The sequence below is a fragment of the Paracraurococcus lichenis genome (assembly GCF_030657435.1).
Taxonomy (GTDB): Bacteria; Pseudomonadota; Alphaproteobacteria; order Acetobacterales; family Acetobacteraceae; genus Paracraurococcus; species Paracraurococcus lichenis.
Map to the genome: position 1 here is coordinate 108,211 of NZ_JAUTWS010000015.1, position 15,075 is coordinate 123,285.

Sequence of the window (15,075 nt, forward strand, 5' to 3'; positions counted from 1 at the left end):
GGCGCCGGCGCGCGCGGCGCAGTCTCGCCGCATCCCAGGAGACGGCACCACCGGGCATGAGCCTGCGCGACCCGAGTCCCAGGCCGGCGGCACGCCTGGCCGCGCTGCGGCGCCTGCTGCCCTGGCTGCGGCCCTATCGCGCGCGGGCGGCGATGGCCGCGCTGGCGCTGCTGCTGGCGGCGGGGCTGGTGCTCGGCCTCGGCCAGGGCGTGCGGCACCTGGTGGATGAGGGCTTCGCGGCCGGCAGCGCCGCCGCGCTCGACCGCACGGCGCTCGCGCTCTTCGCCGTGGTGGCGGTGCTGGGCTTGGCCAGCGGCGCGCGCTTCTGGCTGGTGAGCTGGCTCGGCGAGCGCGTCGCCGGCGACCTCAGGCGCGACCTCTTCGACCGCGTGCTCTCGCTCTCCCCCGCCTGGTTCGAGACGGCGCGGACCGGCGACATCCTGTCGCGCCTGACGGCCGACGTGACGCTGCTGCAGTCGCTGATCGGCTCGGCGATCTCGATGGGGCTGCGCAACGTGCTGACCGGGCTCGGCGCCTTCGGGATGCTGCTGGTGACCAGCCCGAAGCTCGCCGGCATCGTCGCGCTGGTGGTGCCGCTGGTGGTCGCGCCGATGGTGCTGTTCGGCCGGCGGGAGAAGCGGCTGTCCCGCGCGGCGCAGGAGCGCGTGGCCGATCTCGGCGACACGGCGGAGGAGGCGCTGGCCGGGCTGCGCACCGTGCAGGCCTTCACGCATGAGCCGGTGGACCGCGCCCGCTTCGCGGCCCGGGTGGAGGAGTCGGTCGCGGCGGCGGTGCGGCGGATCACCAGCCGGTCGCTGCTGATCCTGCTGGTCATCCTGCTCGGCTTCGGCGCCATCACCTTCAGCCTCTGGGTCGGCGGGCGGGACGTCGTCGCCGGGCGGATGACGGGCGGGGAACTGGCCGCCTTCGTGCTCTATGCCGTCATGCTCGCCAGCGCGGGCGCCTCGCTCTCCGAGGTCTGGGGCGAGATCCAGCGGGCGGCCGGCGCCGCCGAGCGGATCTTCGAGCTGCTGGCGGTGCAGCCGGGCATCGCGGCGCCCGCCGCGCCGGCGCTGCTGCCGAGCCCGGCGCGGGGACGGATCGCCTTCGAGGGCGTCACCTTCGAATACCCGACGCGGCCGGGGCAATCGGCGCTGCACGATGTCTCGCTGGTGGTGGAGCCGGGCGAGACGGTGGCGCTGGTCGGGCCCTCCGGCGCCGGCAAGACGACGATGCTGCAATTGCTGTTGCGCTTCTACGACCCGCAGGCCGGGCGGGTGACGCTGGACGGGGTCGATATCCGCGGCGTGGATCCTGCGGCGCTGCGGGCGCGGCTCGGCCTGGTGCCGCAGGACCCCATCGTCTTCAGCGCCGATGCCTGGGAGAATATCCGCTTCGGCCGGCCCGGCGCGAGCGATGCCGAGGTCCGCGCGGCGGCGGCGGCGGCGCAGGCCGCCGGCTTCCTCGAGGCGCTGCCGCGCGGCTTCGCCACCTTCCTCGGAGCCAAGGGCGTCATGCTCTCGGGCGGGCAGCGGCAGCGGCTGGCGATCGCGCGGGCCATCCTGCGGGATCCGGCGGTGCTGCTGCTGGACGAGGCGACGAGCGCGCTGGATGCCGAGAGCGAGCAGGCGGTGCAGCAGGCGCTGGCCGTCGCCTCTGCCGGGCGGACGACGCTGGTGGTGGCGCATCGGCTGGCGACGGTGCGGCGGGCGGACCGGATCGTGGTGATGGAGGCCGGGCGGATCGTGGCGACGGGCACGCATGAGGCGCTGGTGCGCGCGGGCGGGCTCTACGGCCGGTTGGCGGCGCTGCAATTCGGCGAGGCGGCGTAGAGGCCTGGCTTCACACACCCGCGACGGCCATGCCCGGGAGCGACGGGAGCGTTGCGCGGCGCCGCTGCAACCGACGAGAGTCCCTCCTGCGGGCGGAAGCCCGCCAAGCACAACCGCCGCGTGTTGCTCGCGGCGCAGGCCAAGGAGGAATCGGACATGAAATTCATGCTGTTCGTCCTGCCCACCATTCCCGGCACGCTGGAAGACCGCCAGCGCCTCAGGCCGATCGGCCGAAACAACGAGCGCTTCCAGGCCATGCTGGACGAGGTGCGGAAGCTGGCGGTCTTCGCCGACGATGCCGGCTTCGACGTCATGGCGACCACCGAGCACCATTTCCACTCGGAAGGCTACGAAGCCTCGGTCGCGCCGCTGATGCTCTACACCGACCTCGCCGCGCGGACGAAGCGGATCAGGTTCTCCCCGCTCGGCCTCGTCCTGCCCTCCTGGGATCCGCTGCGCTGCGCGGAGGAGATCGCCTATCTCGACCATCTTACGCAGGGCCGCATTTATGCCGGCTTCGCCCGCGGCTACCAGGACCGCTGGGTGAACGTGCTCGGCCAGCACTACCACGTCACCGCCGCGCCGATGGATGGCGGCGCGATCGATCAGCACAACCGCAAGGTCTACGAGGAAGTGCTGTCGATCATGAAGAAGGCCTGGACGCAGGACTCCATCACGCATGACGGCGAGTACTACAAGATTCCCTTCCCGCCGGAGGGGATCACGCGCTGGCCGGTCGGGCCATGGACCCGCGAATACGGCGCGCCCGGGGAGGTGGACGAGAAGGGCGTGGTGAAGCGCATCTGCGTCATCCCGAAGCCCTACCAGCAGCCGCATCCCCGGCTGTTCCAGCCCTTCTCGGTCAGCGAGAACACCATCCGCTACACCGCGCAGTCCGACATCACGCCCTGGATCCTGGTGGCCGACCCGCCGCAGTTCGAGCGGCTCTGCCGCATCTACCAGGACGTCGCGGCAGGGGCCGGGCGGAGCCTGCGGCTCGGCGAGAGCGTCGGCGCCTTCCGCGCGGTGCATTTCGGCGCGACCGAGGACGAGGCGGTGGCGCTGCTGCGCGACACCAACTACGCCGGCTTCAAGCACTATTTCGGCGGCTTCGGCTTCTGGGAGGCGATGCGCACGGCCGAGGACGAGGCGCGCTGGCCGCTCGCCAAGGGCACCATGCTGCCCGAGAGCGAGTGGACGGTCGATCGCATGCGCCGCTGCAAATACGCGCTGGCCGGCACCGTGGACCAGGTGAAGCGGGAGATCGAGGCGCTGCACAAGGTGGGCGGCAGCGGCGAACTCGAATGGTTCGGCTGGTTCTTCGACCAGGGCTTCATGCCGCTGGACCAGGCGATGCGCCAGCTCGAGCTCTTCGCGCGGCACATCATCCCGGAATTCCGCTAGAGCATTCTCGCGCTGCCCCCTGCAGCGCGAGAATGCTCCGGCCTTTTCATGTGTGGGGCAGATTCAGGCCGCCGAGCGCTTCTCCTCCGCGGCGATCTGCTCCGAGTGCCGCGGAGGGGGGAGGGCGGCGCCGCTACTCCTGCACCACATAGGTGTGGAAGCGGATGCTGCCATCCGCCGCCTTCTCCCGATAGAGGCCCCGGATCTCGTTCTCGAAGCCGGGGAAGGCATTGGCCGCGCGCTCGAAGGCCTTGAAGTAGGCGATCATCGGCCGCGAGCGCTGGCCGACCCGCTCGCCCGGGACCACCGTGGCGATGCCCGGCGGATAGACCAGCCAGGGCGTCGCGGCGATCCGGCCCGCCGCCTCCTCCAACGGCACGTAATCGACGGTGTTGCGCACCAGTGCCCGCACCGCCTCCTGCGGCGGCATGACCATGTCGGGCAGGTGCTCCTCGCGGAACTGCGCCGCCTGCAACCTGCTGACACCCTCCGACGGTAGAAGGCATGCATGGCGGCGCAGAGATCGCGCAGTCGAAGCTTGCCGTAACGCTTCCGCCGCCGCGCCACGAAATCGGGGATCACGCCCTCCAGCGGCGCATTCTCGTCGTGCAGCTTCTCGAATGTGACGAAGTGAGAGAGGAGGGTGCCTTGCTGCTCTCGACGCCGGGCGTCAGCAGGAAGAGCAGGCTGTTGAGGTCGTTCTTCTCCGGCAGGATGCGGTTCGGCCGAAGATATTCCGCGGCCACCGGCGCCGGCACCCCGTGCGCGTCATAGGCGCCGTCGCGGAAACCCGGCGTCAGCACGGTGAGCTTGTTGGGGTCGGTCATCGCCCAGCCCGGCGGGGCTTCGCCGAAGCCATGCCAGTCCTCCTCCGGCCGAAGCTCCCAATGCGCGGGATCGGCGGCGAGGAGGTCTGTCGGCACCGTCTCCCAGGCCACCGTCGCGCCGCCTGGCAGGCGCACCTCCTTCGGTACGAAGGGCTCGAAGAACCAACGCCGCGCCGGGTCGGCCTCCTCCTCGAACTCGCGGCGCGTCAGGCGCAGCTTCTTCCGCGTCTCGATGCCGAGGCGGATGGTGTCGTCCCACAATACCTCGCCCGAACGCCCCTTCATCATCTGCGCGCCGACATCGAGCGAGGCAAACAGCGGGTAGAAGGGGCGTCGAGGCCGCGCCTCACCAGGCTGATCAGCGCCGCGGACTTGCCCTGCAGCCCCTTCTTGCCCCAGTCCACGATGATGCAGCCGATCGCGGCATCGGTAAGGATGACCAGTTCCGCATCGTCGTCGCGGCGGGCGCGGGTGACGGCGTAGCCCGCGCCCTCGACGCGCTGCAGGATCTCCCGCAGCCGGGCACCCTCGAGGTCGGTCTCGTCGAAATTCGGGGCGCAGACCAGCAGCTTGAATCGGCGGGCGCATTCCACCGGAACTCCGGCAAGGGGCGGCGGCGCAGCCACGGGCGGGAGGAGGTCTTGCGGCGCGGATGGCCGCGGCGTCCATGGCTGATAGACGACGATCGCCCGCCGGAAGCGGCGGGGTGGGTCACCGGTGTCTCCTCCACGCCGCTGTTGCGGCGGCCGGCGCCACCGGGGCAGCATGGCGGCAGGGCGGGGCCACACCGCCCGCCCAGCGCGGACCAGGCCGCGCGGCGACGCGTGCGAACACGCGGGCCGGATCAAGGAGGACAGTCCCATGAGCTCGACGACCTTCGGCCGAGGCGCCGGGAAAACGATAGCAGGCGAATCGATAGCAGGCTCACCACCTCTCGCCGCGGGCGGGCCGCTGGAGGCGCGGCACCTCCGCTCCGCCGCCTACCGCAACGTGGCGCAGGGCGAGCGGCTGACCTCGACCCACTGGCACATCGCCTGGGCGAACGGCCTCGGCTGGGGCTTCGATGGCATGGACGGCGCCATCTTCGCCCTCGTCGCGCCGATGGTGATGCGGGAATTCGCCGTCTCCCTGCCGGAATACCGCAGCGGCGTGCAGATCGCGATGCTGGTCGGCATCCTCGGCCTCTATCTCTGGCCCTGGCTGGCCGACAGGTATGGCCGGCGGACGCTGCTGGCGCTCAACATCGCCATGTTCTCCCTGATGATGCCGCTGGTGGCGCTGGCCCCGGGCTGGGGCTTCTTCGTCGCCGCCTATGCCATCGTCCGCTTCGCGCTCAACGGCGAATGGGCGATCGGATCGATGCTGGTGGCCGAGACCTGGCCGGCGCGGCTGCGCGCCCGCATCGTCTGTTCGGACCGCGCGGCCTGGGGCGTCGGCGCGGCGCTGGCCGGCACCATCACCGCGGTGGTCGTCGAGACCTGGGGCTGGCGCGCCGCCTTCGTGCTGCCGGCGGTGGTCGCGCTGCTCGCGGTCTATGTCCGCTTCCTCTGCCCGGAATCGCCCTATTGGGTGCGCACCACCGACCGCAGGCGCCGCATCCGGGCCGACCTCGCCGCCGGCGGGGCGCTGAGCGGGGAGGACCAGGCCTGGTTCAGCAAGGCCGAGAAGGTCGGGCTGCGGCAGCTCTTCCTGCCGGACATGCGCCGGAACACCACGCTGGCCACCTTCGTCGCGGTCACCAACCTGATCGCCTTCTCGACCGTCGGTCTCTGGATGCCGCTGTTCCTGAAGGAGGCGCATGGCTGGTCCGCGGCCGAATACGGCAGCTTCTACGTCGCCTGGGGGCTGATCGGCGTGGTCGGCATCGCCGGCGCGGGCTGGATCGCCGACCTCGTCGGGCGGCGGCTCGGCTTCGTGGTCATGCTGGTCGAGGGCGCGGTCTTCCTCACCCTCTGGATCTATGCGGAGAGCCCCACCGCGCTCTGGATCTTCGGCCTGCTCTGGAGCATCGGCTTCCTCGGCGTCTGGGGGCCGGCCACGACCTATACGGCGGAGATGTACCCGACGCGCATCCGCGGCGTCGGCAACGGCTTCTCCTGGGCGCTCGGCTTCTTCATCGGCTATGTGCTCTGGCCCTTCGTCTCGGTCTGGATCCGCGAGGCCACCGGCAGCTTCCACCTGGCCTTCCTGCTGATCCCGGTGGTGATGCTGTTCCAGGCGGTGGTGGTCTGGGTCTGGAGCCCCGAGAATGCCGGCAAGGACCTGGACGGCATCCACGTCTGACGGCGGGTCGGCTGCCGCCGCGCAGCGAGTGCGAACCCACAGAAATAGATGAGGGGTCCGGGGAGAATACCTTCTCCCCGGCCTTTTCTCCCTACAGCCCGAGCAGCCGCTTCGCATTGCCGCCGGCGAGCGCCGCGCGGGTCGCGTCGTCGAAGCTCTCCACTGAGCAGATATGGCCGATCGGGTCGCTGTCGGCCATGTCGAAGGGGAAGTCGGTCCCCATCAGGATGCGGTCGGCGCCGAAGACCTTCACCAGGTATTCCAACTGGTGCGGCGTGAAGACGATGGTGTCGAAATAGACGCGCCGCAGGTATTCGGTCGGCGGCTTCGGCAGGTCGCCGCGGGCATCGCTGCGGGCGCCCCAGGCATGGTCGATGCGGCCGGAATAGGCCGGCAGGTAGCCGCCGCCATGCACCGCCAGGACCTTCAGGCCGGGATGCCGCTCCAGCACGCCGTCGAAGATCAGATAATGCAGCGCGACGGTGGTATCCAGCGGGTTGCCGATGACGTTGTTGAAGTAGAAGCGGGCGAGGCGCTCGCCGCCGGTGAAGCCGTTGGGATGGATCATCACCAGCGCGCCCAGCCGCTCCGCGGCCGCCCAGAAGGGCGCGAAGGCGGGGTCGGACAGCTCCCGCCCCGCGACATTGGTCAGCACCTGCACGCCCTTGAAGCCGAGCGGGCCCATGCAGCGCTCGAGCTCCGTCACCGCCTCCCCGGCATCCTGCAGCGGCACGGTGCCGAGGCCGAGGAAGCGGTCCGGCCGCACCGCGCAGAAGGCCGCGATGCCGTCGTTCACCATGCGGTTCGCCACCACCGCAGGCTCGAGCGGCAGGGTGTAGTAGCTCTGCGGCGGCGCCGGGGCGCAGAGCTGGAGGTCGATGCCCATGGCGTCCAGCTCGGCCAGCCGCGGGCCGTGCTGCGTGCCGACCACCCGGCGGTCGGCATCCTGCTTGCGGTTCAGCGCCTGGGTCGCGGGCGTGGCGAAGCGCGCCAGCGGTATGGTCGCGGGGTCGAGATGCGGCGCGGCATAGGCGCCGGCCTCCGGCACGAAGACATGCGCGTGGATGTCGATGGTCGTGCTTGAAGGCCGCGTCTCCCGCCCCGGCCGGCCATGCACCCGCGCGGCGGTCGCGCCGTAGTGATTGGTTTCCTCGGTCATCCGCTCAGCCCTCCCCACCGTCCAATCCGGCCATGCGCGACAGCACCGCATGGATCGCCGCCGTGTCCTCCCCGCCGAAGCCCGCGGCCAGCGTCGCCGCGTGCAGCGGCAGCACCGCGCTGAACAGCGGCACCGGGCAGTTCAGCGAGGCGGCGAAGGCGCCGATCACCTCCATGTCCTTCGACCACATGGCATTGCGCATGGTCGGCGGCCCGTAGCGCTTGGCCGCCATCATCGGTGCGCGCAGCTCGAAGACGCGGGAGGTGGCGGCGCCGCTCGCCACCAGCTCCACCACCTTGGCGGGGTCGAGGCCCGCCTTCTCCGCCAGCACCATGGCCTCGGCCGAGGCGAGGTTGTGGATGGCGACCAGCAGGTTGGCCACGAATTTCATCCGCGTGCCGTTGCCATAGGCGCCGAGGTCGTGGGTGGCGCGCGCGAAGCCGGCGAAGAAGGGTGCGAGGCGGGCGATCGCCTGCGCATCGCCGCTGGCATAGACCACCAGATCCTTGCGCTCCGCCTGCGCCCCGGTGCCCGAGAGCGGGCAGTCGAGCGCGGCATGGCCCGCGGCCCGCAGCGCGGCCTCGGCGGCCAGCTTGTCCTCCAGCGTGAAGGTGCTGGTCTCGACCAGCAGGCGCGGCGGCAGGCCCGCCTCGGCCAGGGCCTTCACCGTCGCGTGCAGCGCGGCGGGCTTGGGCAGGCTGGTCAGCAACACCGGCGCCGCCCGCGCCGCGGCTACGGCATCCGCCGCGACCTCGATCCCCGCCTCGGCCAGCGCCGCGCGCCGTGCCGGGTCGGTGTCGTAGCCGATCACGCGCCAGCCGGCCGCCTGCAGGTTGCGCGCCATGGCGCCCCCCATGATGCCGAGGCCGATGACGCCCGCCACCTGCTCCATGCCCGTCCCTCCCGCGTCTTGGCGCCATTGACCACCGGCCCGGCGACGCGCGCAACCCGGCGCGGGGCGCGGCGACAGCGCGGTCCCGCGAGGACGGCCCGGAGGCTAGGCCGTCTTCCGCACGTTCCAGAACACCGTGCTCGGCGCCTTCAGGATCCCGCTGACGCGCGAGGCGCGCCAGGCATGCGGGATGATCCAGAGGCCGACCGGGATGAAGGGCGGCTCCTGCAGCGCCTGCGCCTGCATCCGCCGCGCCACCTGCTGCTGCGCCGCCATGTCCGGCGCGTCGAACCAGGCGTCGCGCAGCGCCTCCATGCGCGGGTTCGGGTGGTCGTTGCCGTAGAGCGGCGTGTGCATGCCCGGATTGGTGGTCCAGAGGCCGGACCAGGAGAGGGCGAAGCAGTGCCAGGGGTTGCGGTCCGCGCCCTCGCCGCTCGCCCGCCAGCGGCCGATCATGGTGCCCCAGTCCATCGCCTGCAGGTCTACGTTCAGCCCGATGCCGCGCAGCAGCGCATTCGCCACCAGGCCGATGGCGTTCGGCGCCGGCAGGTCGGTGGGCAGCATCTGCACCACCGGGCGGCCGTCATAGCCGCTCTCCTTCACCAGCCGGCGCGCGAGGTCGAGGTTGCGCGGGCCGATCAGGGCGGCGAGCCCCTCGTCATTGGCATAGGGGCTGTCGGGATGGAACCAGCCGAAGCCGGTCCTGGTCAGCTCCGGGTCGCTGCCAGCCAGCGCCTGCATGAACTCCGGCTGGTCCACCGCCGGGACCAGGGCGTGGCGCAGCGCCGGGTTGTCGAAGGGCGGCACGCGGGTGTTGAAGGTGACGAAGCCGTAGAAGCCGAGGCGCTCCACCACCTCCACCGTCACGTCGCGCATCCGCCGCAGGCGGGGGACGAGGTCGAGCAGCGGCCGCTCCATCCAGTCCACCTCGCCCTGCTGCAGCGCCGCCGCGGCGGTGGCGGGGTCGGGCATGACCTGCCACTCCACCCGCTCGAGATGGACGACCTTGCCGCCGGCCCAGGCCTCCGGCGGCTCGTTGCGCGGGACGTAGCGGTCGAACTTGCGGAAGACGGCGCGGGAGCCCGCGACCCATTCGTCGCGGACGAAGCGGAAGGGGCCGCTGCCGATGCTCTCCGTCACCTGGGTGAAGGCATCGGTCCGCGCCACGCGCTCCGGCAGGATGACCGGCTGGGTCAGGGCGAAGGGCATCAGCGCGAAGGGCTTCGTCAGCCGGATCTCGAAGCGCCGGTCGTCCAGCGCGCGGATCTCCGCCATCTGCGATGCCATGCGCTTGCCGAAGATGTCGCGCTGCTGCCAGCGGCGGATGGAGGCGACGCAGTCCTGCGCCCGCACCGGCTCGCCATCATGGAACCAGAGCCCGTCGCGCAGCCGGAAGGTCCAGCTCAGGCCGTCGGCGGAAAGCTCGTGCCCCTCCACCATCTGCGGCCGGGGCAGCAGGTCCGCGCCGAGGCCGTAGAGGAAGTCGTGCACCATCAGCGCATAGTTCGTGGAGATCAGCGCGCTGGACCAGAGCGGGTCGAGCGAGGAGAGGTTCGCATGCGGCACGAAGCGCAGCGTGGCCGCCGCCGCGCCCTGGCCGATGGCGGGGCCGGCAAGCGCCGAGGCCGCCGCGCCGAGAAGTGGTCGCCTGCCGATGCCGCCTGCCATCGCACCCTCCTTGCCGTTCCCGCGGCAAGCTGAGCAAGCCGCGTGCCGGCGGGCAACCCGTCGCGCGCCCGGGCGGCGGCCGCTACTCTGTGCGGGACAGCAGGGGGCAGGCGATGCGCGCGAGGGTTCGCGACACGGAGATCTGGTTCGACATCGAGGGTCCGGGCCTGGTGCCGGACGGGCCGCGGATGCGGGAACGCCCCGTCGCGTTCGCGATCCATGGCGGGCCGGGCAGCGACCACAGCGGCTTCAAGCCGGCCTATGCCGCGCTGACCGAGGCCATGCAGGTCGTCTATTTCGACCATCGCGGCCAGGGCCGCTCCGGCCGCGGCGATCCCGCGCGCTGGACGCTGGACGAGGCGGTGGAGGACATGGAGGCGCTGCGCCGCCATCTCGGCTGCAGCCCGATCGTCTCCATCGGCACGAGCTACGGCGGCATGGTCGCGCAGGCGCATGCGGCGCGCTACCCCGATGCCGTCTCGCATCTCGTGCTCGTCGTCACGGCCTCGCATGGCGGCTTCATCCCGCGCGCGCAGCAGATCCTGGCCGAGCGCGGCACGCCGGAGCAGCAGGCGCTCTGCGCCAAGGTCTGGGAGGGCGGCTTCGAGGACGAGGCGGAGCTGAAGCGCTACTACCGCGTGATGGGCCCGCTCTACTCGGCGAAGCACGATCCGGCGAAGGCCGAGGACGGCACGGCGCGCGCCATCCACAGCCCGGAGGCGCTGAACCGTGCCTTCCGCCCGGGCGGTTTCCTCCGGACCTTCGACCTGCGGCCGGAACTGCCGCGCATCGCCGCGCCCACGCTGATCCTCGCCGGGCGGCTCGACTGGATCTGCCCGCCGGAATTCTCCGAGGAGATCCACCGGCTGATCCCGGGCTCGCGCCTCGTCATCGTCGAGGAGTCGAGCCATACCATGCGGGCGGATGCGCCGGAGCGGCTCTTCGGCGAGATCCTCCGCTTCGTCGGGGCCTGACGCCATGGGCACGGAGATCGAGCGGAAATTCCTCGTCGCCGGCGATGGCTGGCGCGCCGCGGCGCTCGGGCCGGGGCAGCGCCTGCGGCAGGGCTACCTGGCGCATGGCGGCGGCGGCGCGCCGGTGGTGCGGGTGCGGCTGGTCGACGATGACGGCGTCCTCACCATCAAGGGCCCCGGCCTGCTGGCGCGCGCCGAATACGAGTACCCGATCCCGGCGGCGGATGCGCTGGCGATGCTGGAGACGCTCTGCGCCCCCCCGGTGATCGAGAAGACCCGCACCCGCGTCGCCCATGGCGGCCTGGTCTGGGAGGTGGACGCCTTCGGCGGCCATCTGGCCGGGCTGGTGCTGGCGGAGGTCGAACTGGCCGCCGCCGATCAGGCCGTGACGCTGCCCGACTGGGTCGGGGCGGAGGTGACGGCGGATGCCCGCTACCAGAACGCGGTGCTGGCCCGCGCCGCGGCCCCGCCTGCCGTCTGACCGTCACGGATCGGCCGAGCCGCCGGCGGCGAAGGGCACCGCCATCGGCAGCGCCGCCCCGGCTCGGTCGGCCAGGGGGAGGCGGGGCGGGCGGCAGGAAGGCGCCGCACGGCAGGGGGGGCGGGGCAGGGCCCCTCTTCCTCCGGGCGAGTCCTGGACCGAGGCTGGCCCGGATGCCGCGGCGGGAGTATGCCGCGCCCCTGCCGGATGGCCCAGGCTCGGGCGGGCGGCAGGTGGAGAAGATGCAACGGTTCGGCCCATTCGCCCGCAACCCATGGCGATTGCAGGATTCCAACGATCCTGACACTGTCGCGTCCATGTCACGTGACAGGTCGTTGCGCGTCCGCTGGGCTGTCAACGAAGCTGCAAGGTTTTGCCGGCGGCCCGCCGGATGTATGATGTGATTTCGAGCCAGGAGACCCGTATGGGAGAGGGGCGGGGCCAGCCCGGCGGAGCGGAGGACATGCCCGCGCGGCGCGCGCTCGCGGCCATGTCCTTCGAGGACGCGCTGCAGGAGCTGGAGGAGATCGTTCGGTCGCTGGAAGGGGGGAAGGGATCCCTCGCCCAGGCGATCGCGGATTACGAACGGGGCGCCGCGCTGCGCCAGCATTGCGAGCGGAAGCTGGCCGAGGCCGAGGCCAAGGTCCAGGCCATCGTCGAAGGCCCCGGCGGCCCGACGCTGCGCGATGTCGAATGAGGTCCCGACCCGGATGAGCACGACCACCGACGCGCCGGCCTTCTCCCTGGCGCGCGCCATGGCGGAGGCCGCCGCCGAGATCGACCAGGCCCTCGATATCCTGCTGCCGCCCGAGGAGGGGCCGGAGGCGCCGCTCTATGCCGCCATGCGCTATGCCGCCATCGGCGGCGGCAAGCGGCTGCGCGGCTTCCTGGTGCTGGAGGGCGCGCGGCAGTTCAGCGTCTCCCGCCAGGCGGCGCTGCGGGTCGCCGCGGCGCTCGAGATGGTGCATGCCTATAGCCTGGTGCATGACGACCTGCCGGCGATGGACGACGACGACCTCCGCCGCGGCAAGCCGACCGTGCACAAGGCCTTCGACGAGGCGACGGCGATCCTGGCCGGCGACGCGCTGCAGAGCCATGCCTTCACCGTGCTGGCCGAGGACGCGACCCATGCCGACCCGGCGGTCCGCGCCGAGCTGGTGCGCTGCCTGTCGAGGGCCGCCGGCCCGCGCGGCATGTGCGGCGGCCAGATGCTCGACATGCTGGCCGAGCGGTCCGAGGAACAGCTCGACGAGGTCGCGATCGGCCGGCTGCAGACGCTCAAGACCGGCAAGCTGATCGAGTTCGCGGCCGAGGCGGGCGCCATCCTCGGCAAGGCGCCGCTCGCGCAGCGGCACGCGCTGCTCGGCTATGGCCGCGACCTCGGCGCCGCCTTCCAGATCGCCGACGACCTGCTGGACGCGACCGCGAGCGCGGCGGAGACCGGCAAGGCGACCGGCAAGGATGCCGCCGCCGGCAAGGCCACGCTGGTCGGACTGCTCGGGCTCGAGCGCGCGCGGCTGCAGGCCGAGCGGCTGGTCGCCCAGGCCAAGGCTCACCTTGACGGCTTCGGCGAGAGGGGCGACCTCTTGCGGATGCTCGCAGACTTCACCATCGAGCGGAGAAGCTGATGTCGCCCCCGCCTGCCACTCCGCTCCTCGACCGCGTCCGCGTGCCGGCCGACATGCGCAACTTCTCGGCCGACCAGCTCAAGCAGCTCGCCGACGAGGTGCGCGCCGAGACCATCTCGGCCGTCAGCGTCACCGGCGGCCATCTCGGCGCCTCGCTCGGCGTGGTCGAGCTGACGGTCGCGCTGCATGCGGTCTTCGAGACGCCGCGCGACCGGCTGATCTGGGATGTCGGCCACCAGGCCTATCCGCACAAGCTCCTGACCGGCCGGCGCGACCGCATCCGGACGCTCCGCACCGGCGGCGGCCTTTCCGGCTTCACCCGCCGCAGCGAGAGCGAGTACGACCCCTTCGGCGCGGCGCATTCCAGCACCTCGATCTCCGCCGGCCTCGGCATGGCGGTCGCGCGCGACCTGAAGGGCGACACGCGCAACGTCATCGCCGTGATCGGCGACGGCGCGATGAGCGCGGGCATGGCCTACGAGGCCATGAACAATGCCGGCGCCGAGAAGTCGCGGCTGATCGTCGTGCTGAACGACAACGACATGTCCATCGCGCCGCCGGTCGGGGCGATGAGCGCCTACCTGTCGAAGGTCGTCTCCTCCCGCCCCTTCCTCTCCATCCGCGACATGATGGCGAAGCTGGCGCGGCGCTTCCCGGCGCCGATCGAGCGGGCGGCGAAGCGGGCCGACGAATATGCCCGCGGCCTGCTGACCGGCGGCACGCTCTTCGAGGAGCTGGGCTTCTACTATGTCGGCCCGATCGACGGGCACGACCTCGACCATCTGCTGCCGGTGCTGCGAAACCTCCGCGACACGGAGCTGCACGACCCCATCCTGCTGCACGTGGTGACCAAGAAGGGCAAGGGCTATGCCCCGGCCGAGGCCAGCGCCGACAAGTACCACGGCGTGCAGAAATTCAACGTCATCACCGGCGAGCAGCAGAAGGCCCCGCCCGGCCCGCCCTCCTATACCAAGGTCTTCGCCAATGCCCTGATCGCGGAGGCCGAGGCGGATGCGCGGATCGTCGCGATCAACGCCGCCATGCCCTCCGGCACCGGGCTCGATGCCTTCGGCAAGCGCTTCCCGAAGCGCACCTTCGATGTCGGCATCGCCGAGCAGCACGCCGTCACCTTCGCCGCCGGCATGGCGACGGAGGGGATGAAGCCCTTCTGCGCCATCTACTCCACCTTCCTGCAGCGCGCCTATGACCAGGTGGTGCATGACGTGGTGCTGCAGAACCTGCCGGTGCGCTTCGCCATGGACCGCGCCGGCCTGGTCGGCGCCGACGGCGCGACGCATGCCGGCAGCTTCGACATCGCCTATCTCGGCTGCCTGCCCGGCATCGTGCTGATGGCCGCGAGCGACGAGGCCGAGCTGATGCACATGGTGGCGACGGCGGCGGCGATCGACGACCGCCCCAGCGCCTTCCGCTATCCCCGCGGGGAGGGCATCGGCCTCGAGCTGCCGAAGCGCGGCACGCCGCTCGAGATCGGCAAGGGGCGCGTGCTGCGGGAGGGCACCAAGGTCGCCATCCTCTCCTATGGCGCGCGGCTGCAGGAATGCCTGAAGGCGGCGGAGGAGCTCGGCGCCAAGGGGTTGTCCACGACCGTCGCCGATGCGCGCTTCGCCAAGCCGCTCGATACCGCGCTGGTGGAACGGCTCGCGCGCGAGCACGAGGTGCTGATCACCATCGAGGAAGGCTCGGTGGGCGGCTTCGGCAGCTTCGTGCTGCAGCACCTGGCGCTGCGCGGCATGCTCGATGCCGGGCTGAAGGTGCGGCCGATGTGCCTGCCGGACCGCTTCATCGACCACGACAGCCCGAAGAAGCAGTATGACGAGGCCGGGCTGAACGCGGCGCAGATCGTGGCCATGGCGGTCTCGGCACTCGGCAGCGGCGTCGCGGTGGCCCCGGCGCGGGCCTGATCGCC

At 71.7% G+C, this 15,075-nt stretch carries 13 protein-coding genes and 1 pseudogene; 8 read left to right on the forward strand and 6 right to left on the reverse strand.

Features of this window, described 5'->3' with window-relative positions; translation table 11 throughout:
- Positions 1-56 precede the first annotated feature (56 nt).
- A complete protein-coding gene (locus Q7A36_RS17190; RefSeq protein WP_305104953.1) occupies positions 57-1,832 on the forward strand; it encodes an ABC transporter transmembrane domain-containing protein in 1,776 nt (591 codons plus the stop codon).
- A 156-nt stretch (positions 1,833-1,988) separates the two neighbouring features.
- Positions 1,989-3,236 (forward strand): LLM class flavin-dependent oxidoreductase, encoded by a 1,248-nt coding sequence (locus Q7A36_RS17195; RefSeq protein WP_305104954.1) that lies wholly within the window; start codon positions 1,989-1,991, stop codon positions 3,234-3,236.
- Positions 3,237-3,369: 133 nt separating this feature from the next.
- On the opposite strand, the pseudogene Q7A36_RS17200 reads toward Q7A36_RS17195, so the two are convergent.
- From Q7A36_RS17200 to Q7A36_RS17210, 3 genes and pseudogenes are all read right to left on the reverse strand, one after another.
- Positions 3,370-3,818: pseudogene (locus Q7A36_RS17200) on the reverse strand (Orn/Lys/Arg family decarboxylase).
- A complete protein-coding gene (locus tag Q7A36_RS17205) occupies positions 3,815-4,351 on the reverse strand; it encodes a hypothetical protein (RefSeq protein ID WP_305104956.1) in 537 nt (178 codons plus the stop codon). The pseudogene Q7A36_RS17200 and the gene Q7A36_RS17205 overlap by 4 nt, the downstream one beginning before the upstream one ends.
- Positions 4,348-4,656 (reverse strand): Orn/Lys/Arg decarboxylase N-terminal domain-containing protein, encoded by a 309-nt coding sequence (locus tag Q7A36_RS17210; protein WP_305104957.1) that lies wholly within the window; start codon positions 4,654-4,656, stop codon positions 4,348-4,350. The genes Q7A36_RS17205 and Q7A36_RS17210 overlap by 4 nt, the downstream gene beginning before the upstream one ends.
- 268 nt (positions 4,657-4,924) lie before the next feature.
- Here Q7A36_RS17210 and Q7A36_RS17215 point away from each other — a divergent pair, with 268 nt between their 5' ends.
- Positions 4,925-6,346, forward strand: a complete 1,422-nt coding sequence (locus Q7A36_RS17215; protein ID WP_305104958.1) for an MFS transporter — start codon at positions 4,925-4,927, stop codon at positions 6,344-6,346.
- Positions 6,347-6,437: 91 nt separating this feature from the next.
- Here the strand turns inward: Q7A36_RS17215 and Q7A36_RS17220 are convergent, their stop codons facing one another.
- From Q7A36_RS17220 to Q7A36_RS17230, 3 genes are read right to left on the reverse strand one after another with little or no spacing between them, the layout of a single operon-like run.
- Complete coding sequence (locus Q7A36_RS17220) at positions 6,438-7,505, reverse strand: amidohydrolase family protein (protein WP_305104959.1); 1,068 nt, start codon at positions 7,503-7,505, stop codon at positions 6,438-6,440.
- Positions 7,506-7,509: 4 nt separating this feature from the next.
- The gene (locus tag Q7A36_RS17225) at positions 7,510-8,475 is read right to left on the reverse strand and encodes an NAD(P)-dependent oxidoreductase (protein WP_305104998.1); all 966 of its coding nucleotides are present in this window, start codon (positions 8,473-8,475) and stop codon (positions 7,510-7,512) included.
- Positions 8,476-8,502: 27 nt separating this feature from the next.
- On the reverse strand, positions 8,503-10,065 hold the full coding sequence (locus Q7A36_RS17230) for an ABC transporter substrate-binding protein (protein WP_305104960.1): 1,563 nt from the start codon (positions 10,063-10,065) through the stop codon (positions 8,503-8,505).
- Positions 10,066-10,178: 113 nt separating this feature from the next.
- Between Q7A36_RS17230 and Q7A36_RS17235 the strand changes: the two genes are divergently transcribed.
- From Q7A36_RS17235 to dxs, 5 genes are all read left to right on the forward strand, one after another.
- A complete protein-coding gene (locus Q7A36_RS17235) occupies positions 10,179-11,039 on the forward strand; it encodes an alpha/beta fold hydrolase (protein ID WP_305104961.1) in 861 nt (286 codons plus the stop codon).
- A gap of 4 nt (positions 11,040-11,043) precedes the next feature.
- Entirely contained in the window at positions 11,044-11,520 is a 477-nt protein-coding gene (locus tag Q7A36_RS17240) for a CYTH domain-containing protein (RefSeq protein ID WP_305104962.1), read from the forward strand.
- 463 nt (positions 11,521-11,983) lie between these two features.
- The gene (locus Q7A36_RS17245; protein ID WP_305104963.1) at positions 11,984-12,217 is read left to right on the forward strand and encodes an exodeoxyribonuclease VII small subunit; all 234 of its coding nucleotides are present in this window, start codon (positions 11,984-11,986) and stop codon (positions 12,215-12,217) included.
- A gap of 13 nt (positions 12,218-12,230) precedes the next feature.
- Positions 12,231-13,148 carry a polyprenyl synthetase family protein gene (locus Q7A36_RS17250; RefSeq protein WP_305104964.1) on the forward strand — a complete coding sequence of 306 codons (918 nt, stop codon included), beginning with the start codon at positions 12,231-12,233 and terminating at the stop codon, positions 13,146-13,148.
- Positions 13,148-15,070: a 1-deoxy-D-xylulose-5-phosphate synthase gene (dxs, locus tag Q7A36_RS17255; RefSeq protein ID WP_305104965.1), complete on the forward strand. Its 1,923-nt coding sequence runs from the start codon at positions 13,148-13,150 to the stop codon at positions 15,068-15,070. The genes Q7A36_RS17250 and dxs overlap by 1 nt, the downstream gene beginning before the upstream one ends.
- Positions 15,071-15,075 lie beyond the last annotated feature (5 nt).